Source organism: Bradyrhizobium sp. USDA 3397, assembly GCF_054060965.1.
The window spans coordinates 1,530,376-1,549,554 of record NZ_JBSSDS010000001.1; the positions used below are offsets into that span (position 1 = coordinate 1,530,376).

The following is a 19,179-nucleotide window of genomic DNA, read 5'->3' on the forward strand; positions in this document are numbered from 1 at the left end:
GTGAGGGGCTACGCTCTATCGAGGGACCTGATCCCCTCACCCGGCGCTTCGCGCCGACCTCTCCCCTTGGGAGAGGTAACCCTGCTCGCAGGTGCTTCCGTTTCAACCGAACTCTACCTCGTCCGCGGCTGGATCGGGAAATCATAGGCCGCCCCGCCCGTCCCCGGCAGGGAAAAATGCCACCACTCCTTCGAATAGTTCACAAAGCCTTGCCTGGCCATCGCAGCCACCAGCCGCTTGCGCCAGGCACGCTGCTCCGGAGTGATCGATGGTGCCGCAGTGTGCCCCTTCGGGTCGGTGCAGTCGTAGCCTGTGCCCATGTCGACGCTGCCCTCCGGCGCCCGCGCCTCGACCGGCGCCGTGCAATCCGAATAGGTCTTGGCTGGATCATATTTGGCGGAATTGTCCGCCCTGAGATCGACCAGCGTGAGATCGAGTGCCGCACCGGTCGAATGCTGCGAACGGCTCGCAATGTAGCCGAGGCGGAACAGCTCGGTCTTGGGGATCTTCGGATTGTAGCGCCGCTCCGACGCGGTCTCGCGGCCGTTCTGCGACCACTTGACCATGTCGAGCGAGGCCCGCGCCGGCCGGTAGCAGTCGAACATCTTGAGCGAGAGATTTTGCGCCGCCAGCTCCTGCTGCACCGCTTTCAGCCGCAGCCCCACCTGGCGCTTCACCACGCATTCGCCGGCATCGTAGCCGGCGAGCGGACGGCCGACGAAATTGTTCGACGTGGCGTAACGGATGTCCTGGATGATGCTGGGATCGATGTCGCGCAGATAGACGAAGTCGCCGGGCAAGGTCTGCGCCCGCACGGGAACGAGAAACGATAGTGCGAGCAGCACGACAAGCGCGGCGCGCGCCGCGGTTCCGGTCCTTGCGGTCATTGCACCGGATCCGAGTTGACCAGAAGCTTCGTGATCGCGGTGTCCGTATATTTGTTGCCGGCCCAGACGTCGTCGATGATGAACTGCATCCAATGGGCCGACACGGGCGGCCGCAATGTCAGCAATTGCGCCGACAGCTTGTCGTCGAGAATGAAGGTCTGCGACTCGCCGCCCGAGAACAGTACGCGGATCTGGCGGACCCTGTTGTTCTTGGCGAAGATGTCGGGGCTTTTCTGGTAGCCGTTCTGCACGTGGATCGATTTGACCCGCCGCACGGTTTCGAACTCGATGGTGATCCATTCGCCGATGCCGTTGCCGGATGCGCCCTCCACCCAGGCCGTCCCCGTAGAGGCGTCGAACAAATTCGCTGCGCCGTACGAATTGCCGAATTGCGGCTTCAGCATCGAGCTGACGCAATAGGTCTCGAAGCCGCTGCGGGCGCAGCTTTCGCCTGCCGCGGAGGGACGCGGCGGACGCATGGTGGCGCGCTCCGCGACCGCAAGCCTTGCCGGCGGCTTCGCCAGCATGCCCGCCACTTTCGGCGTCCCGTTCGACGATTCCGCATTCCAGAGAAAAATGCGCCCGCCGAGCGTCTGGTCGTAATAAGCGGGCGTCTGCTCGTGCGGTGCTGCTTGTCCTCCGGCATCCGTCGCCGTCAGCGCCAGCGCCGCCACGCGCTCGCGCACCTCGACCGCGAGGTCGCCGAGATGCAGCTCGGGCCGCTTGAGCTGCTCGACGAATATCCGCGTGAACACCGAGTTGTGCGCCGTATCGTTGCTGCCGAGCTGGTCGAGCGCGGTCTGGCCGATGCCTGCGGAATAGAGCGTAAAGATCCCGCGCGCGGGCCGGGCGTCAGCAAGCCCCCGCCTGTTCCCGATCGAACGTCCCGCGGCGCGCGGAAACGGATTGTCACGGCAGGCATCGATGACGACGAAGGCGACCCGCACTGCCTTGGCCTGAAGCTCCGAAATCACGTCGGGCTCGGCGATCGAGGCCCCGCGCACCCGCGCCTCGGCGCCCTCGTTCACGGTGGGAACGTCGCTCGGCACGAGGTAGTTCACGCCTGCGATCGCAACGCCGTGTCCGGCATAGAACACGGCGGCGGTATCGCCCGGCTCGAGCCGCGACGTGAAATCCGCAAGCCGGTCGATCATGCCCCGGCGGCCAAGATCGGTCCCGAGCACGATGTCGAACCCGAGCGACCTCAGCGCGTCGGCCACGGTCGTTGCGTCATTGGCGGCCTTCTTCAATTGCCGGTCGGCCGGCAGGTTCGGATAGAGATCGTTGCCGATCACGAGTGCGACGCGTTTTTCGGCCCAAGCCGGTGTCGCAAGGCCAGCCATGCACGCGGTCGCGAGCGCAGCAACATTGCGCGCCAGTCGATTAAAATACCGCGTGCCCGTCATGATCCAGCCCGTGACGCAACCAATGTTGCGAGTCTAGCGCAAAGCGGCTGCCCCGAACACCGGCTGGCGGCGCCGCCTCCGCCGCAAAGCGCCGTGGATAAGTCCGGCGGCCGGATTTGAAGCTTGCTCCCCCCGCCGTCCGCCCCTATAGCTCTGCTTTTAATGACATCGAAATCGACCTTCGTCCTCGGCCACCGGCATTTGCTGGGCATCGAGGGCCTTTCCGCGGCCGACATCAGCGGCCTCCTCGACCTGTCCGAAGAATATGTCGAGCTCAACCGCCAGGTTGACAAGAAGCGCACCGTCCTGCGCGGACGGACGCAGGTGAACCTGTTCTTCGAGGCCTCCACCCGGACCCAGTCCTCGTTCGAGCTCGCCGGCAAGCGGCTGGGCGCCGACGTCATGAACATGTCGGTCGCCTCCTCGTCCATCAAGAAGGGCGAGACACTGATCGACACCGCGATGACGCTCAATGCGATGCACCCGGACATCCTGGTGATGCGCCATCACGCCTCCGGCGCGGTGGAACTGCTGGCCCGCAAGGTCGACGGTTCCGTGATCAATGCCGGCGACGGCGCGCATGAGCATCCGACCCAGGCGCTGCTCGACGCGCTCACCATCCGCCGCAACAAGGGTCGGATCGAGGGGCTCGTGGTCGCGATCTGCGGCGACGTGATGCATTCGCGCGTCGCCCGCTCCAACATCATCCTGCTCAACACCATGGGCGCCCGCGTCCGCGTCGTCGGGCCCTCCACGCTGCTGCCGCCGGGCATCGAGCGGATGGGCGTCGAGGTCGCGCGCGACATGCGCGAGGGTCTCAACGGCGCCGACATCGTCATGATGCTGCGGCTGCAGCGCGAGCGCATGAACGGCTCCTTCGTGCCCTCGTCGAGCGAATACTTCCACTATTTCGGGCTCGACCAGAAGAAGCTCGCTTACGCCAAGCCGGACGCGCTCGTGATGCATCCCGGTCCCATGAACCGCGGCGTCGAAATCGACACGGCGGTCGCCGACGGTGCGCAATCGCTGATCCGCGAGCAGGTGGAGATGGGCGTCGCCGTGCGCATGGCGGTGCTGGAAGCGCTCGCCCGTAACCTGCCGAACGCGTGATGCCGATGTTGACCGATCGCCGCCCCATCCTGCTGGGCAATGCCCGCGTCGTCGATCCCTCCAGGGATTTCGACGGAATCGGCGACGTCCTGATCGCCGACGGCAGCATCCGCGAGACCCGCCGCGGCATCGGCGCGGCCGGCGTCCCCGAGGGCACCGACATCGTCAATTGCTCCGGCAAGATCGTCGCACCCGGCCTGGTCGACATGCGCGCCTTCGTCGGCGAGCCCGGCTTCAGCCACCGCGAGACCTTTGCCACGGCGAGCCAGGCGGCTGCGACCGGCGGCATCACCACCATCATCTGCCAGCCCGACACCTCGCCGGTGATCGACAATTCGGCGACGGTCGACTTCGTGATGCGCCGCGCCCGCGACACCGCGATCGTCAACATCCAGCCGATGGCCGCCCTCACCAAGGGCATGCACGGCCAGGAGATGACCGAGTTCGGCCTGCTCAAGGCCGCGGGCGCCGTCGCCTTCAGCGATGGCGCCAGAAGCGTGACCAATGCGCAGGTGATGCGCCGCGCGCTGACCTATGCGCGCGATTTCGACGCGCTGATCGTGCATTACACCGAAGACCCCGATCTCGTCGGCGAAGGCGTGATGAACGAGGGCGAGTTCGCCTCGCGGCTCGGCCTGATGGGCATCCCGAATGCCGCCGAAGCGGTGATGCTGGAGCGCGATCTGCGCCTCGTCGCCCTCACCGGCGGCCGCTACCACGCGGCGTCGCTGACCTGCATCGATTCCCTCGACATCCTTCAGCGCGCGCGCGATGCCGGGCTCGCCGTCAGCGCCTCGGTCTCGATCAATCATCTGGCGCTGAACGAGAACGACATCGGTCCTTACCGTTCGTTCCTGAAGCTGTCGCCGCCGCTGCGCACCGAGGACGACCGCCGCGCCCTGGTGGCGGCGATCGGCTCCGGTCTGCTCGATGTCATCATGTCCGACCACAATCCGCAGGACGTCGAGGGCAAGCGCCTGCCGTTCGCGGAAGCCGCGCCCGGCGCCGTCGGGCTCGAGACCATGCTGCCGGCCGGCCTGCGGCTGGTGCACAATGGCGAGATCGAGCTGAAGACGCTGATCCGCGCGATGTCGACCCGCCCGGCCGAGCTGCTCGGGCTGTCGGGCGGAACCCTGCGCGCCGGCAGCCCCGCGGATGTCATCGTGATCGACCCCGACGTGCCCTGGGTGGTCGATCCCGCCGACCTCAAGTCGCCCTGCAAGAACACCCCGTTCGACGAGGCCCGCTTTACAGGCCGGGTGGTGCGCACCATTGTCGGCGGACGAACGGTATATGAGCATGTCTGACGTGCGGCTTCGTTCGACGTGGAGAATGGGCCTTTGGAGATGCCGCCATGGCGCTTGAACCGTTTCTGCCGGTGGCTTTCGTCATCGGCTATCTCCTCGGCTCGATTCCGTTTGGGCTGATCCTGACCAGGCTCGCGGGCACCCAGGATATCCGCTCGATCGGCTCCGGCAGCATCGGCGCCACCAATGTGCTGCGCACCGGACGCAAGAGCCTCGCCGCGGGCACCCTGCTGTTGGACGCCCTCAAGGGCACCGTGGCGGTGGTGATCGCCGGCTACATCGCAGGCCCCTATGCCGCAATGGTAGCCGGGCTCGGCGCTTTCCTCGGCCACCTCTTCCCGGTCTGGCTGAAGTTCAAAGGCGGCAAGGGCGTCGCGGTCTATATCGGCATCCTGCTGGGGCTGTTCTGGCCGGGCGCCGTCGTGTTCTGCCTGCTCTGGCTGGCGACCGCCTTCACCACCCGCTATTCCTCGCTATCGGCGCTGGTGGCGGCATTCATCACGCCGATGTTCCTTTGGTGGTTCGGTCATCTCGCATTGTCGGCACTTGCCGCCGTGCTGACCCTGCTGTTGTTCTACGCGCATCGCGAGAACATCAAGCGCCTGCAAGCGGGCAAGGAAAGCCGGATCGGCGAGAAAGCCTAGAGCATGATCCGGAAAAGTGCGTAGCGGTTTTCCGAAAAGATCATGCTCAAACAATAACCTAAAGCGCAACGACGATTCCTAATCGCATCGCGCTTTAGAGCGCTTTCGGCGAAGTGGATGCCGGTTCGCTCAAACAAGAATCTGAAATCGGAAGAAGTACGGATACCGTCGCACCCCTTCTGCATTATATGCCAAATCCTGTTCGCAATTGCCGTGCGAGTCACGGCATGCTGTAGCGAACGGGTTCCATGCCTGTCATCCTGACACGGGAAACGGCGTTAGGCGGTTGCTCAGAATGAGCGAGAAGATTGTCGGCGTGAATGACGGGATCGGCTCGCTCGGTGCTTCCGGCACTGCAGCAAGCCGGCTGCTCTCGGCGACCAATATCTGGTCCGACGCGCCGCTGCCCGCGCCTGCTGCACGGCCAGCGCCGCAGCCGGAGCCCGCAGTTAAACCTGACGCTCCGCTCGATGTCGTCGTCACCAAGGCTGCACCGGTCGCGCCCGCGCGGGCGCGTTCCGAGCAATGGCCGCCGCGAAAGCTTTCGCTGGCGCTGCAGGGCGGCGGCACCTTTGCGGCCTTCACCTGGGGCGTGCTGGAGCGCCTGCTCGAAGAGACGTCCATCGAGATTGACACCGTCAGCGGCGCCAGCGCCGGCGCCATCAATGCGCTGCTGCTCGCTTGCGGCCTGGCCGAAGGCGGCCGCGAAGGCGCCCGTTCCAGGCTGAACCGGTTCTGGGTCCGGCTGATGCACGAGGCCTCGTTCCGCTCACTGATGCTGATCGGCGGCTTTTCGCCCGCGGGAAGCTCGGTCGCGTTCGGCCCGACCCTGCGCTCCGGCCAGTTCGATCCGTTCGATCTCGATCCGCTGCGGCAGGCGGTCTCCCGCGACATCAACTTTTCCGTCCTGCGCCATGTTCGGTGCCCAAAACTGCTGATCGCGGCGACGCGGATCCGCGACGGGCAGCAGCAGATTTTCGGCAACGAGGCCATCACCGCCGACGTCGCGCTGGCCTCGACCTGCCCTCCGCTAGTCCATTGTGCGGTCGAGATCGACGGCGAGGCCTATTGGGACGGCGGCTTTGGCGGCAATCCGCCGCTGCTGCGCCTGGTGCAGGACACGGCGGCAACGGATCTGCTGCTGGTCCAGGTCACGCCGACGCGCGACAGCTACGTGCCGATCACGCTCGCCGCGATCGACCGCCGGCTCGACCAGATCGCGGCCAACGCCGCGCTCAAGGCCGAGATCGCCGCGATCGAATGGGCGCAGTCGCACATGGCCTCTCCGCTGCGGCTCACGAGGATCGCGGCGGAAGACTCTTTTGACGGTCTGGCGCAGCGCTCATCCACCGATCTCGGCCGCGGCTTCATTCGCCTGCTGCACCGGAGCGGCCGCGCAGCCGCCGAGCAATGGCTCGGGCAAGGCGCGGGCGCCGGCGCAGCGCCCTCAGCGCCCGCTCAGGCCCTCGCTCCTTCCGAACCTGTGCTAGCCTGATTTCGCCAGCGCGTCCTCCAGGAACCAGGCCGCCGCGAGCGCGAGCGGATCGTTGCCGAAGCGTGCGATCACCTGCACGCCAACTGGCAGGCCACCGACCTTGAGCACCGGCACGTTGACGCAAGGATTGCCCATCAGCGTCCACAGCCGGTTGTAGCGGGGATCGCCGGTGCTCGCGAGCTCCTTGGCCGGCGCAGTGCCGGGCGCGGAATAGGTCAGCAGGACGTCGACGCTTTCGAACAATTCACTGAGCTCGCGGCGGCCGCGACGGCTGATGCGGCGCGCCTCGTCATAGTCTTTCGGCGTCAGCCCGACCGTCGCATCGAGACTGGCGCGCAGCATTGGCGCGATCTCGTCGTGACGTTCCGAAAACTCCCAGGCGAGCGCGCGATGCGCTTCATAATCCTGGATGATCGGGTGGATGCGCCAGGCCTCCTGCACCGCCTCGGGCAGATCGATGGTCTGCACCTTGGCACCGGCGCGCATCGCCGCCTTGATCGCAGCCTGCAGCCCCTCTTCGGCCGCTGGCTCCACGGCGCCTGCGAACTCCTGCCTGACCACACCGATGCGCGGCGACTTCGCCGGGGTGATACCGGAGAATTCCGTGCGCCCCGTCATCGCCAAGAGACCGCGCGCAAGATCCTCCGCGCGGGCGCCGAACAGGCCGACCGTGTCGAGCGCCCACGAATAGCACTTGACGCCGACGGTCGGCAGCATCCGGAACGACGGCTTGATCGCCGCCGTTCCGCAATAGGCCGCCGGCCGGATCACCGAGCCGCCGGTCTGAGTACCCAGCGCCAGCGGGATCATGCCGGCGCCGACGGCCGCCGCCGAGCCCGAGGACGAGCCGCCGGGCGAATGCGCCGTATTGTGCGGATTGCGCGTCGGCGTCGGATCGCGCGAGGCGAACGCGGTCGTGGTGGTCTTGCCGATGATGGTGGCCCCGGCGCGCTTCAGCATCATCACCACCGGCGCATCAGCGCGCGGCTGCCAGCCGCGATAGATCTCCGAGCCCATCTCGGTCGGCATGTTGGCGGTGTCGATGATGTCCTTGATGCCGACGGCAATGCCGCGCAGCGGGCCCGAGGCTTGCGCCTTCGCGGATTTGTCGTGCCGGACGAAAGCCTGAACGTCCTTCTCCTTGGCTTCGATCGCCGCATGCGACTGAGCGATGGCGGCGTCGGGCGAAAGCTCCCCCGCTTCGATGCGGCGCTGGAGGTCGGCAAGTGAGATCATGGCAACATCCTTCTTATTGCGATCGCTTTTAGCATCGCAGCGAGGTCGTGCAAGCGTACGTCCCTGTTGCGCAACGCCCTCAGGTTGTTCCATGCTGTCCCTGCAAGGAGCCGCCGTGGACGCCATCAACAGAAGCGTGGAGCTGACCGAGGCCGAGCGGATCGACCGCCTGCGGCTGATCCGTTCCGACAATGTCGGGCCGCGCACCTTCCGCTCGCTGGTCGATCATTTCGGCGGCCCACGCGCCGCGCTGGAGCGGCTGCCTGACCTTGCCCGGCGCGGCGGCGCGGCGCGATCGGGGCGCATCTGCAGCCCGGATGAAGCAAAGGCCGAGCTCGCCGCGAGCCGCAAGTTCGGCATCGCCTGGCGCGCGCCCGGCGAGGACGGCTATCCGGCGCGGCTGGTGATGATCGACGATGCGCCGCCGCTGCTCGCGGTGCGCGGCGACACCAAATCCCTGATGCGGCCGATGATCGCGATCGTTGGCTCGCGCAACGCCTCCGGCGCCGGACTTAAATTCGCCGGCCAGCTCGCGCGCGAGCTCGGCGAAGCCGGCTTCGTCGTCATCTCCGGGCTCGCCCGCGGCGTCGACCAGGCCGCGCATCGCACCAGTGTCGAAAGCGGCACCATCGCGGTGCTTGCCGGCGGGCACGATTGCATCTATCCGCCCGAGCATGGCGACCTGCTCGCCGCGATCCTCGACCACGCCGGCGCTGCGATCTCCGAAATGCCGCTCGGCCATGAGCCGCGCGCCCGCGACTTTCCCCGCCGCAACCGATTGATCTCGGGCGCTTCGCTCGGCGTCGTCGTGGTCGAGGCGGCGCACCGCTCGGGCTCGCTGATCACAGCACGCATGGCGGCCGAACAGGGCCGCGAAGTGTTCGCCGTTCCGGGCTCGCCGCTCGATCCGCGCGCCGCCGGCACCAACGACCTGATCAAGCAGGGCGCAACGCTCGTCACGGAAGCTGCCGACATCATCAACGCGGTTCAGCCGATCATGGAACGGCCGCTGATGCATCCCGCGAGCGAGCCCGACAGCGAGCCGTTCGAGAGCGATCCGCAAAACCATGATCGCGACCAGATCACCGCCCTGCTCGGCCCGGCCCCTGTTACAATCGACGACCTCGTCCGGATGTCCGGCGCCTCGCCTGCGATCGTGCGCACCGTGCTGCTGGAGCTCGAGCTCGCCGGCAAGCTCGAACGCCACGGCGGCGGATTGGTGTCGCTGGTTTAGCGTCTCCAGATGTCATTCCGGGGCGGCTCGAAGAGCCGAACCCGGAATCCATTCGTCCACTTGCTCTGCCGCTGGATGGATTCCGGGCTCCCTCGCTTCGCCCGGGTCCCGGAATGACGGATTGGAGGCCGCACGCTAACCTTCCTTGCGTCGATCGAACCGCGTTCGTGCCGCCTCGATTTGCTCCAGATGCGCGATCGCCCATTCTCCGAGCGCTTGCACCGGCTGCTGGAGGCCGCGGCCAAGCTCGGTCAGCTCGTAGTCCACCCGCGGTGGGATGGTCGGAAAGATCGTGCGCGTGACGAGGCCGTCGCGCTCGAGGCCACGCAACGTCAGGGTCAACATCCGCTGCGAGATGCCGTTGATCATGCGCTTGAGCTCGTTGAAGCGCTTTGGCCCGTCGCTCAGCATCATGATGACGAACACGCTCCACTTGTCGCCGACGCGGGACAGCACGGAGGCGACCCCGCGGCAGTCCGCATGGTTGGGATCCGGCATGGGCCTGGTATCCGGCCTCGGATTTGGCCGCGGCGGAGCAGGCAAATCGGTGTGCGCAGGTTTCAATGATGTGCCCATGGCTCAAAAAAGTGCGTTCTTGCGGGGATTTCGATAGTCACACATGTAGCGCTGGTTACAAACTTATACCAGGGTGACCCCACATGAAACTCCTCCATGTCGACTCCAGCGTGCTCGGCCCCCACTCCGTTAGCCGGCAGGTTTCCGCCGCCATCGTCGACCGGCTCCGGCAGGCGACGCCCTCGCTTCAAGTCGTCTACCGCGACCTGACCGAGACGCCGCTCGCCCACCTCTCCGGCTCGCACCTCGCCGCCGCGCAAGGCGCCGCCGCGCCGGCGGAACTCGGGCCCGACCTTGCCGCAAGCGCGGCGGCGCTGGAGGAGTTCCTGGCCGCCGACATCGTGGTGATTGGCGCGCCCATGTACAATTTTACCATTCCGAGCCAGCTCAAGGCCTGGATCGACCGCATCCTCGTGGCGGGGAAGACTTTCAAGTACGGCGCGGCCGGGCCGGAGGGACTCGCCGGCGGCAAGCGCGTGATCGTGGCCATCTCGCGCGGCGGCCACTACGGCGCAGAGACGCCCTACGCAGCCGGCGAGCATCTCGAAACGTATCTGCGCTGGGTGTTCGGCTTCATCGGTATCACCAGCGTCGAATTCATCCCGGCCGACGGCATCCAACTCGGGCCGGAGCACCGCGAGAAGGCGATCGCCGGTGCGCTCCAGTCGGCAACAAGCCTGCGCGCGGCCTAGGACTCGCGACAGCCAAGCCGTCCGGCGCAACTCGTGTGTTGCGCCGGACGGAATCAAGTTTGATGGATTAAGTCAGCCGCGATAGATCGGCGCGCCGCTCGGCGAGGCCACCGCGCCGCCGTCGACGAAGATCTCCTGGCCCTGCACATGTGCGGAATCATCGGAGGCGAGGAACAGCACCGTCTTCGCCACGTGATCGGTCTCGCCGATGCGGCCGAGCGGCGTCGACAGCGCGATCCGCTTCTCGAACACCTTTTCGGCTTCCGGCGTCGCGGTCGCGGGTCCCCAGATCGGGGTGCGGATCGCACCGGGCGCGACCACGTTGACGCGAATGCCGCGCGGCGACAGTTCTGAGGCCATGATCCGCGCCATCGCCCGCACGCCGGCCTTCGCCGCGCCGTAGGCCGAGTAGCCGGGAATGCCGAGCACCGAGATCACCGAGCCGTTGAGGATGATCGAGGCGCTGTCCTTAAGAAAAGGCAACGCGGATTGAACGGTGAAGAACACGCCGGTCAGATTGGTGCTGATCACCTTCTCGAACACTTCGAGCGTGGCCGAACCGAGTGGCGTGCCGCCGGCGATGCCGGCATTGGCGAACACGATGTCGAACTTGCCGAACTTCTCTGCGCCCTGCTTGATCGCAGCTTCCGTCGCCGCGATGTCCGTCGCGTCGGCTGGCAGCGCGAGCGCGTTCGGCCCGAGCTCCTTGGCGGCCGCCGCCAGCGTCTCCTTGTTGCGCCCGGTGATCACCACCTTGGCGCCCTCGGCCACGAAAAGTTTTGCCGTTGCCAGCCCGATGCCGCTATTGCCGCCGGTGATCAGCGCCGTCTTGTCCTTCAGCCTCACGCTTGCCTCCAGTAGTTGCATTATGAAACTACGTTGCCATCTAGGCCATTTAGTTTTATGATGCAACCACACAAGCGCGTGATCGGCGCTGGAGCCGTGTGAATGCGAAAGGACGAACGAGAGTGGTGAAACGGACGAGCTTCGAGGGTGATGCCTGCCCGATCGCGCGGTCGCTGGAGGCGCTCGGCGACTGGTGGTCGCTCTTGATCATCCGCGAGGCGCTGTTCGGCGTCCGCCGCTTCGGCGAGTTTCAGAGCAAGCTCGGCATGGCCAAGAACATCCTGGCGGCGCGGCTGCGATCGCTGGTTGATCACGGCATTCTCGAAACCGCCCCCGCTTCCGACGGCAGTGCCTATCAGGAATATGTGCTGACGCCGAAGGGCCGCGGCACCTTCCCGATCCTGGTCGCGCTGCGACAGTGGAGCGAGGAGTTCGACGACCGCCCCGAGGAGATTGCGACGATGCTGGTCGATCGCGCGAAGGGCCGTCCGGTGAAGAAGCTGGAAATGCGTGCCGAGGATGGGCGGCTGCTCACGCCGGCGGAGACCACGCTGAAGCCACGACCGTCGTCGCGACGTCGGTCGGCGTGATTGTGGCGCACCGCCCCCACGACGTCCTTGCGAGGAGCCCTTGCGACGAAGCAATCCAGAATCCCACCGCGGCAAGACTCTGGATTGCTTCGCTTCGCTCGCAATGACGGGGAGAGAGCGGCGCCCAGGTCTCTCACGATCACCGGGGAGCCCACTCTCACGACAGCTTGCGCTTGGTCCGTAGCCGCAGGTGCTCGTCGGCCTCGAGCTTGGTCATGCCCAAGAGATAATGCAGCACGTCCAGCTTGTGGCGCTCGGCCAGCTTGCGTAAGGCCCCCGTCTGCTCGGCGATGAAGGCCACGGCCTCGTCCGCACCGCCCTCCCCCGGTTCCTCGTGACGCGTGCCCCCCGGCGCGCCGGACCCGGCGCGCGCCCGTTTTTTTCCTGGCTTGGTCACCAGTACCCCACCCGAATCCATGCCCCGACAGGACATTACGCCCACATCAACCGCAACTCCAAGGTGGTATTCTGCAACTTTTTCGATATGAAACTTTTCCCATTGCGGCGCCTTTCAACACCCCACGATTTGACAGGGGGCCGCTCACCACCCATGTTCGGGTCGAAACGGCCGACCCGAGTCCTTTCGTTTTCGGCCCAAGATTTTCCCGTAAGCCACTGGAACTAAATGAATATCGTCATTGTGGAGTCGCCGGCGAAAGCCAAGACGATCAACAAATATCTGGGCTCGTCCTATGAGGTTCTGGCCTCGTTCGGCCATGTCCGCGATCTCCCGGCGAAGAACGGTTCCGTCGATCCCGACGCCAATTTCAAGATGATCTGGGAGGTCGACCCCAAGGCGGCCGGCCGGCTCAACGATATCGCGAAGTCGCTGAAGGGCGCCGACCGCCTGATTCTCGCCACCGACCCCGATCGCGAGGGCGAAGCCATCTCCTGGCACGTGCTGGAGGTGATGAAGGAGAAGCGCGCGCTGAAGGATCAGAAGATCGAGCGCGTGGTGTTCAACGCCATCACCAAGCAGGCCGTCTCGGAGGCGATGAAGCATCCGCGCGAGATCGACGGCGCCCTGGTCGACGCCTACATGGCGCGCCGCGCGCTCGACTATCTGGTCGGCTTCACTCTCTCCCCCGTGCTGTGGCGCAAGCTGCCGGGCGCCCGCTCGGCCGGCCGCGTGCAGTCGGTGGCGCTGCGCCTCGTCTGCGACCGCGAGCTCGAGATCGAGAAGTTCGTGCCGCGCGAATATTGGTCGTTGATCGCGACCCTGCTCACCCCGCGGGGCAATGCCTTCGAGGCGCGCCTCGTCGGCGCCGACGGCAAGAAGATCCAGCGCCTCGACATCGGCACCGGCGCGGAAGCCGAAGACTTCAAGAAGGCGCTGGAACTGGCGACTTACGCGGTCACCGCGGTCGACGCCAAGCCGGCCCGTCGCAATCCGCAGGCGCCCTTCACCACCTCGACGCTGCAGCAGGAAGCCAGCCGCAAATACGGCTTTGCGCCGGCGCACACGATGCGCATCGCCCAGCGTCTTTATGAGGGCATCGACATCGGTGGCGAGACCACCGGACTCATTACTTATATGCGTACCGACGGCGTGCAGATCGCCCCGGAGGCGATCACCCAGGCGCGCAAGGTGATCGGCGAGGACTACGGCAACGCCTACGTGCCGGATAGCCCGCGCCAGTACCAGGCCAAGGCCAAGAACGCCCAGGAAGCGCACGAAGCGATCCGCCCGACCGACCTCTCCCGCCGCCCCGACAGCATGAGCCGCAAGCTCGATGCCGATCAGGCCAAGCTGTATGAGCTAATCTGGAAGCGCACCATCGCGAGCCAGATGGAATCCGCCGAGCTCGAGCGCACCACCGTCGACATCACGGCGAAGGCCGGCTCCCGCACCCTGGAGCTGCGCGCCACCGGCCAGGTCGTCAAGTTCGACGGCTTCCTCGCGCTCTACCAGGAAGGCCGCGACGACGAGGAGGACGAGGATTCGCGCCGCCTGCCCGCGATGAGCCCGAACGACGCCCTGAAGCGGCAGAGCCTGTCCGTCACCCAGCATTTCACCGAGCCGCCGCCGCGCTTCTCGGAAGCTTCACTAGTCAAGCGTATGGAGGAGCTCGGCATCGGCCGGCCCTCGACCTATGCCTCGATCCTGCAGGTCCTGAAGGACCGCGGCTACGTCAAGCTGGAGAAGAAGCGTCTGCACGGCGAGGACAAGGGCCGCGTCGTGGTCGCCTTCCTCGAAAGCTTCTTTGCCCGCTATGTCGAGTACGACTTTACGGCGAGCCTCGAAGAGCAACTCGACCGCATCTCCAACAACGAGATCTCCTGGCAACAGGTTCTGAAGGACTTTTGGACCGGCTTCATCGGCGCCGTCGACGACATCAAGGAGCTGCGCGTCGCCCAGGTGCTCGACGTGCTCGACGACATGCTGGGCCAGCACATCTATCCGCCGCGCGCCGATGGTGGCGATATCAGGCAGTGCCCGAACTGCGGCACCGGCCGGCTGAACCTCAAGGCCGGCAAGTTCGGCGCCTTCGTCGGCTGCTCGAACTATCCGGAATGCCGCTACACCCGTCAGCTCGCCGCCGATGGCGAGGCGACTGCTGACCGTTCGCTCGGCCAGGATCCCGACACGGGTCGCGATGTCTGGGTCAAGGCCGGCCGCTTCGGCCCCTACATCCAGCTCGGCGAGCAGAAGGATTATGAAGAAGGCGAGAAGCCCAAGCGCGCCGGCATTCCGAAGGGCACCTCGCCCAGCGACGTCGATCTCGAGCTCGCGCTGAAGCTGCTGTCGCTGCCGCGCGAGATCGGCAAGCATCCGGAGACCGGCCAGCCCATCACCGCGGGCCTCGGCCGCTTCGGACCGTTCGTGAAGCACGAGAAGACCTATGCCAGCCTCGAGGCCGGCGATGAGGTGTTCGACATCGGCCTCAATCGTGCCGTGACGCTGATCGCGGAGAAGGTTGCCAAGGGCCCGAGCCGCCGCTTCGGCGCCGATCCCGGCAAGGCGCTCGGCGATCATCCGACGCTCGGCACGGTCACCGTGAAGAGCGGCCGTTACGGCGCCTATGTCACCGCGGGCGGCGTCAACGCGACCATCCCGGCCGAGTTCGAGAAGGACACCATCACGCTGCCGCAGGCGATCGCGCTGATCGACGAGCGCGCCGCCAAGAGTGGCGGCAAGGCCAAGAAGGCGGCGAAGCCGACCAAGGCCAAGAAAGCGTCAGAGAAGGCTGCGGACGGCGAGGACGCCGCACCGAAGCCGAAGAAGCCGGCTGCGAAGAAAGCCTCGGCCAAATCCAAATCCGAATCCACCAGCAAGGCGCGCGCCGCCGTGCCGTCGACCGCAAAGACGTCGCCGACCAAGGCAGCTGCCACCAAGAATCCGGCAAATACTCCGGCCAAGAAGAGTGCCGGCAAGACCTGAGATCAAGAATTAGAGGTTAAGTGAAACCAAAGAGAGACCGTGGCTTTCCCGACAGACAAGCCATCGTCGCCTTCATCAAGGCAAATCCAGGAAAGGTCGGGACTCGGGACATCGCGCGCGAGTTCGGCCTGAAGAACGCCGATCGCGCCGAGCTCAGGCGCATGCTGCGCGAGCTCGCCGACGACGGCATCATCAAGAAGAAGCGCCACAAGGTCTCCGAGCCGGACGCGCTGCCGCCGACGCTGCTCGCCGACATGACCGGCCGCGACTCCGATGGCGAGCTGATCGCCTCCCCCGCCGAATGGGACGAGGTCGAGAACGGCGAGCCGCCGAAGATCCTCATCGAGATGCCGCGCCGGCCGAGGCCCGGCACCGCCGCCGGCGTAGGCGACCGCGCGCTGCTGCGCGTCGAGCGCAGCGATGACGACGAAGGTCCCCCCTATCGCGGCCGCATCATCAAGGTCATCGACAAGGCCAAGAGCCGCATCCTCGGCGTCTTCCGCAGCCTGCCCGAGGGCGGCGGCCGGCTCGTTCCCGTCGACAAGAAGATGGCGGACCGCGAGCTGAACATCGCCAAGACCGACACTAGCGGCGCTGAGGATGGCGACCTCGTCAGCGTCGACATCGTCCGCAGCCGCGGCTTTGGCCTCGCCTCCGGCCGGGTCAAGGAGAAGCTCGGCTCGGTCAAATCCGAGAAGGCGATCAGCCTGATCGCGATCTACGCCCACGACATTCCGCTGCAATTCTCCTCCGCCGCCGAGCGCGAGGCGGACGCGGCGGAGCCGGCCAATCTGAAGGGCCGCGAGGACTGGCGCGACGTCCCGCTCGTCACCATCGATCCGCCCGACGCCAAGGATCACGACGACGCGGTGCATGCCGAGCCCGATCCGGATCCCAACAACAAGGGCGGCTTCATCGTCAACGTCGCCATCGCCGACGTCAGCTTCTACGTGCGGCCAGGCACGGCGCTCGACCGCGACGCGCTCGACCGCGGCAACTCGGTCTATTTCCCCGACCGCGTCGTGCCGATGCTGCCCGAGCGCATCTCCAACAATCTCTGCTCGCTGGTGCCCGGCGAGCCGCGCGGCGCGCTGGCGGTGCGCATGGTGCTCGGCCCCGACGGCCGCAAGCGCTCGCACAGTTTTCATCGCATCCTGATGCGTTCGGCCGCCAAGCTCGCTTATGCGCAGGCGCAGGCCGCGATCGACGGCCGGCCTGACGACACCACCGGCCCCCTGCTCGATCCGATCCTGAGGTCGCTCTATGCCGCCTATGCCTGCGCCAAGCGCGCACGTGACGAGCGCGATCCGCTCAATCTCGACCTGCCCGAGCGCAAGATCCTCCTGAAGAGCGACGGCACCGTGGACCGCGTCGTGGTCCCCGAGCGTCTCGATGCGCACAAGCTGATCGAGGAGTTCATGATCCTCGCCAACGTCGCTGCAGCGGAGACATTGGAGAAGAAATCGCTGCCGCTGATCTACCGCGTGCACGACGAGCCGACCTTGGAGAAGGTTCACGCGCTCGCGGAATTCCTGGAGACGCTGGACGTTCCCTTCGCCAAGTCCGGCGCGCTCCGCCCGACCACGTTCAACCGCGTGCTGGCTCAACTCGAAGGCCACGACTATTACCCGCTGGTCAGCGAGGTGGTGCTGCGCGCGCAGGCGCAGGCTGAATATTCCTCGGAGAATTACGGTCACTTCGGCCTGAACCTGCGCCGTTATGCGCATTTCACCTCGCCGATCCGCCGCTATGCCGACCTCGTCGTGCACCGCGCGCTGGTGCGTGCGCTTGGCCTTGGCGAAGGCGCCCTGCCCGACAGCGAGACGCCGGAAAGCTTGAGCGAAGTCGCCGCGCATATCTCGCTGACCGAGCGGCGCGCCATGAAGGCGGAGCGCGAGACCGTCGACCGCCTGATCGCCCATCACCTCGCCGACCGCATCGGCGCCAGCTTCCAGGGCCGCGTCTCCGGCGTCACCCGCGCCGGCCTGTTCGTGAAGCTCAGCGAGACCGGCGCTGACGGGCTGATCCCGATCCGATCCCTCGGCACGGAATATTTCAACTATGACGAGAGCCGCCATGCCCTCGTCGGCACGCGCAGCGGCACCATGTACCAGCTCGGCGACGTCATCGACGTCCGCCTGATCGAGGCCGCTCCGATCGCGGGCGCACTGCGCTTCGAGCTGCTGTCGTCGGAGAGCGACGGCGGGCCGCGCGAGCGCAGGCCGCTCCGTCCGCAGCGCAAATCGTCCAAGCCGCATCCGGGGCGCAGCCCGGAGCGAAAACGCAAGCCGGAGAAGCAAAAGTCCGGCAAGGGAAAGAAGGCCAAAGGAAAGAACAAAGGCAAGGGCAAGAAGGGCAAGGCGTGGTGACGATGAGGACGGCCCCGAAAATCTGGACGCGCGAGAGCGGCCTCGTCGAGAAGCGCGACGTCTGGTCGGCAATGAAGCGCGGCTTCCGCGGCCGCTGCCCGCGCTGCGGCGACGGCAAGCTGTTCCGCGCCTTCCTGAAGACCGCCGATCATTGCGCCAGGTGCGGCCTCGACTTCACCCCGCATCGCGCCGACGATCTGCCTGCCTATCTCGTCATCGTCATCGTCGGCCACATCGTGGTGCCGGCCATCCTCTGGATCGAGACCAATTATTCGACCCCGGTCTGGCTCAGCTTCGCGGCCTATCTGCCCTTCACCTTCGTCGCCTCGCTCGCGCTGCTGCAGCCCGTGAAGGGAGCTGTGGTCGGCTTGCAATGGGCTCTGCGCATGCACGGGTTTGACGACAACCCTCCCGATGGTATTCCGCCTGTGTAAACACGTACAAGAACAGTTCGGGTGAGGACATGACCGATATTTCGCAGGCCGAGGAGAAGACCAGGGTTCACGAGGAGAAGGAAGCCGACCATCATCCTTACTTCCGCCCGAAGGATGCAGCGACGCTGATCCTGGTCGACCGCAGCGGCGCCATTCCGAAAGTGCTGGTCGGCAAGCGCCACGACAAGGTGGTGTTCATGCCGGGAAAATTCGTCTTCCCGGGCGGGCGCGTCGACAAGGCCGATTATCGCGTACCCTGCGCTGCGCCGATCACCGCCGAGCTGGAAGCCAATCTCGCCAAGGGCAGTCCGAAGACGCCGGCCTCGCGCGCGAAATCGCTCGCCATTGCCGCCATCCGCGAAGCCTGCGAGGAGACCGGCCTCTGCCTCGGCCGCAAGGCCGAAGGCAAAGTGCCGAAGCTCGAAGGCCCCTGGCAGCCGTTCGCGGATGCGGGCCTGCTGCCTGATCCCTCCAGCCTGTTCCTGATCGCGCGCGCGATCACCCCGCCCGGCCGCGTCAAGCGCTTCGACACGCGTTTCTTCACCGCCGATGCCTCCGCGATCACCCACCGCGTCGAGGGCGTGATCCATGCCGATGCGGAGCTGGTCGAGCTGGTCTGGGTCGAGCTCGGCTCAAAACCGCTCGCCGACCTGCATCCGATGACGCGCAACGTGCTCAACGAGCTCGACACCCGCCTTGCCACCGGCCCGCTCCGCCACGACGCGCCGGTGCCGTTCTTCCACTTCTACGGCGGCAGGATGCAGAAGGATATTTTGAGCTAGGCTTCGAGGTGCCAAGCCCTCGTTCGTCATCCAGCGCGGCTCTCTCCTCCGTCATTCCGGGGCGCGCGCAGCGCGAGCCCGGAATCCATTCATCCATTGTCTCCGCAATTCGATGGATTCCGGGTTCGCGCCAAGAGGCGCGCCCCGGAATGACGTGCTGAGAGAGCATCGAAAAACAAAATAATCTTC

17 protein-coding genes are annotated in these 19,179 nt (G+C 66.1%); 11 read left to right on the forward strand and 6 right to left on the reverse strand.

Annotated features, from left to right (window positions below):
- Positions 1–113: 113 nt before the first annotated feature.
- Positions 114–887 carry a M15 family metallopeptidase gene (locus tag ACVWYQ_RS07165; RefSeq protein ID WP_456725543.1) on the reverse strand — a complete coding sequence of 258 codons (774 nt, stop codon included), beginning with the start codon at positions 885–887 and terminating at the stop codon, positions 114–116.
- Positions 884–2,293 (reverse strand): NADase-type glycan-binding domain-containing protein, encoded by a 1,410-nt coding sequence (locus ACVWYQ_RS07170; protein ID WP_456725544.1) that lies wholly within the window; start codon positions 2,291–2,293, stop codon positions 884–886. The genes ACVWYQ_RS07165 and ACVWYQ_RS07170 overlap by 4 nt, the downstream gene beginning before the upstream one ends.
- 162 nt (positions 2,294–2,455) lie before the next feature.
- Between ACVWYQ_RS07170 and ACVWYQ_RS07175 the strand changes: the two genes are divergently transcribed.
- The 4 genes from ACVWYQ_RS07175 (at position 2,456) to ACVWYQ_RS07190 (ending at position 6,849) form a co-directional block, all read left to right on the forward strand.
- Positions 2,456–3,403, forward strand: coding sequence for an aspartate carbamoyltransferase catalytic subunit (locus ACVWYQ_RS07175; RefSeq protein ID WP_036015092.1), 948 nt, complete (start codon positions 2,456–2,458; stop codon positions 3,401–3,403).
- A gap of 5 nt (positions 3,404–3,408) precedes the next feature.
- Positions 3,409–4,710: a dihydroorotase gene (locus tag ACVWYQ_RS07180; RefSeq protein ID WP_456727127.1), complete on the forward strand. Its 1,302-nt coding sequence runs from the start codon at positions 3,409–3,411 to the stop codon at positions 4,708–4,710.
- Positions 4,711–4,757: 47 nt separating this feature from the next.
- Positions 4,758–5,354, forward strand: a complete 597-nt coding sequence (gene plsY / locus ACVWYQ_RS07185; protein ID WP_404540670.1) for a glycerol-3-phosphate 1-O-acyltransferase PlsY — start codon at positions 4,758–4,760, stop codon at positions 5,352–5,354.
- A gap of 295 nt (positions 5,355–5,649) precedes the next feature.
- Complete coding sequence (locus ACVWYQ_RS07190) at positions 5,650–6,849, forward strand: patatin-like phospholipase family protein (protein WP_404651406.1); 1,200 nt, start codon at positions 5,650–5,652, stop codon at positions 6,847–6,849.
- Here ACVWYQ_RS07190 and ACVWYQ_RS07195 read toward each other — a convergent pair.
- On the reverse strand, positions 6,841–8,085 hold the full coding sequence (locus ACVWYQ_RS07195; protein ID WP_456725545.1) for an amidase: 1,245 nt from the start codon (positions 8,083–8,085) through the stop codon (positions 6,841–6,843). The two genes, ACVWYQ_RS07190 and ACVWYQ_RS07195, sit on opposite strands and share 9 nt — an antisense overlap.
- 91 nt (positions 8,086–8,176) lie before the next feature.
- Here ACVWYQ_RS07195 and dprA point away from each other — a divergent pair, with 91 nt between their 5' ends.
- Positions 8,177–9,319, forward strand: a complete 1,143-nt coding sequence (gene dprA, locus ACVWYQ_RS07200) for a DNA-processing protein DprA (protein WP_456725546.1) — start codon at positions 8,177–8,179, stop codon at positions 9,317–9,319.
- 135 nt (positions 9,320–9,454) lie between these two features.
- Here dprA and ACVWYQ_RS07205 read toward each other — a convergent pair whose 3' ends face one another.
- The gene (locus ACVWYQ_RS07205; protein WP_157287533.1) at positions 9,455–9,895 is read right to left on the reverse strand and encodes a winged helix-turn-helix transcriptional regulator; all 441 of its coding nucleotides are present in this window, start codon (positions 9,893–9,895) and stop codon (positions 9,455–9,457) included.
- Positions 9,896–9,978: 83 nt separating this feature from the next.
- On the opposite strand from ACVWYQ_RS07205, the gene ACVWYQ_RS07210 reads away from it, so the two are divergent.
- Positions 9,979–10,587 carry an FMN-dependent NADH-azoreductase gene (locus tag ACVWYQ_RS07210; RefSeq protein ID WP_271538146.1) on the forward strand — a complete coding sequence of 203 codons (609 nt, stop codon included), beginning with the start codon at positions 9,979–9,981 and terminating at the stop codon, positions 10,585–10,587.
- Positions 10,588–10,659: 72 nt separating this feature from the next.
- On the opposite strand, the gene ACVWYQ_RS07215 is transcribed toward ACVWYQ_RS07210, so the two are convergent.
- Entirely contained in the window at positions 10,660–11,433 is a 774-nt protein-coding gene (locus tag ACVWYQ_RS07215; RefSeq protein ID WP_456725547.1) for an SDR family oxidoreductase, read from the reverse strand.
- Positions 11,434–11,555: 122 nt separating this feature from the next.
- On the opposite strand from ACVWYQ_RS07215, the gene ACVWYQ_RS07220 reads away from it, so the two are divergent.
- A complete protein-coding gene (locus tag ACVWYQ_RS07220; protein ID WP_275498679.1) occupies positions 11,556–12,023 on the forward strand; it encodes a winged helix-turn-helix transcriptional regulator in 468 nt (155 codons plus the stop codon).
- 157 nt (positions 12,024–12,180) lie between these two features.
- Here ACVWYQ_RS07220 and ACVWYQ_RS07225 read toward each other — a convergent pair whose 3' ends face one another.
- Positions 12,181–12,420: a hypothetical protein gene (locus tag ACVWYQ_RS07225; RefSeq protein WP_036025554.1), complete on the reverse strand. Its 240-nt coding sequence runs from the start codon at positions 12,418–12,420 to the stop codon at positions 12,181–12,183.
- 228 nt (positions 12,421–12,648) lie between these two features.
- Between ACVWYQ_RS07225 and topA the strand changes: the two genes are divergently transcribed.
- Genes topA through ACVWYQ_RS07245 form a run of 4 tightly spaced genes read left to right on the forward strand, consistent with a single transcriptional unit; the run spans position 12,649 to position 18,990 of the window.
- Complete coding sequence (gene topA, locus ACVWYQ_RS07230) at positions 12,649–15,405, forward strand: type I DNA topoisomerase (RefSeq protein WP_456725548.1); 2,757 nt, start codon at positions 12,649–12,651, stop codon at positions 15,403–15,405.
- A 20-nt stretch (positions 15,406–15,425) separates the two neighbouring features.
- A complete protein-coding gene (gene rnr, locus ACVWYQ_RS07235; protein ID WP_404540658.1) occupies positions 15,426–17,774 on the forward strand; it encodes a ribonuclease R in 2,349 nt (782 codons plus the stop codon).
- Positions 17,768–18,208 (forward strand): DUF983 domain-containing protein, encoded by a 441-nt coding sequence (locus tag ACVWYQ_RS07240; protein ID WP_271538157.1) that lies wholly within the window; start codon positions 17,768–17,770, stop codon positions 18,206–18,208. The genes rnr and ACVWYQ_RS07240 overlap by 7 nt, the downstream gene beginning before the upstream one ends.
- A 29-nt stretch (positions 18,209–18,237) precedes the next feature.
- Positions 18,238–18,990, forward strand: coding sequence for an NUDIX hydrolase (locus ACVWYQ_RS07245; RefSeq protein WP_271538158.1), 753 nt, complete (start codon positions 18,238–18,240; stop codon positions 18,988–18,990).
- Positions 18,991–19,179 lie beyond the last annotated feature (189 nt).

Bases quoted from the DNA above. Each gene is read 5' to 3' on its own strand.
- ACVWYQ_RS07175 (WP_036015092.1), top strand. From the start codon at position 2,456: ATGACATCGAAATCGACCTTCGTCCTCGGCCACCGGCATTTGCTGGGC.
- plsY (WP_404540670.1), top strand. From the start codon at position 4,758: ATGGCGCTTGAACCGTTTCTGCCGGTGGCTTTCGTCATCGGCTATCTC.
- ACVWYQ_RS07190 (WP_404651406.1), top strand. From the start codon at position 5,650: ATGAGCGAGAAGATTGTCGGCGTGAATGACGGGATCGGCTCGCTCGGT.
- ACVWYQ_RS07180 (WP_456727127.1), top strand. From the start codon at position 3,409: ATGTTGACCGATCGCCGCCCCATCCTGCTGGGCAATGCCCGCGTCGTC.
- ACVWYQ_RS07170 (WP_456725544.1), bottom strand. From the start codon at position 2,293: ATGACGGGCACGCGGTATTTTAATCGACTGGCGCGCAATGTTGCTGCG.
- ACVWYQ_RS07205 (WP_157287533.1), bottom strand. From the start codon at position 9,895: ATGGGCACATCATTGAAACCTGCGCACACCGATTTGCCTGCTCCGCCG.
- ACVWYQ_RS07195 (WP_456725545.1), bottom strand. From the start codon at position 8,085: ATGATCTCACTTGCCGACCTCCAGCGCCGCATCGAAGCGGGGGAGCTT.
- ACVWYQ_RS07245 (WP_271538158.1), top strand. From the start codon at position 18,238: ATGACCGATATTTCGCAGGCCGAGGAGAAGACCAGGGTTCACGAGGAG.
- ACVWYQ_RS07210 (WP_271538146.1), top strand. From the start codon at position 9,979: ATGAAACTCCTCCATGTCGACTCCAGCGTGCTCGGCCCCCACTCCGTT.
- dprA (WP_456725546.1), top strand. From the start codon at position 8,177: ATGCTGTCCCTGCAAGGAGCCGCCGTGGACGCCATCAACAGAAGCGTG.
- topA (WP_456725548.1), top strand. From the start codon at position 12,649: ATGAATATCGTCATTGTGGAGTCGCCGGCGAAAGCCAAGACGATCAAC.
- ACVWYQ_RS07165 (WP_456725543.1), bottom strand. From the start codon at position 887: ATGACCGCAAGGACCGGAACCGCGGCGCGCGCCGCGCTTGTCGTGCTG.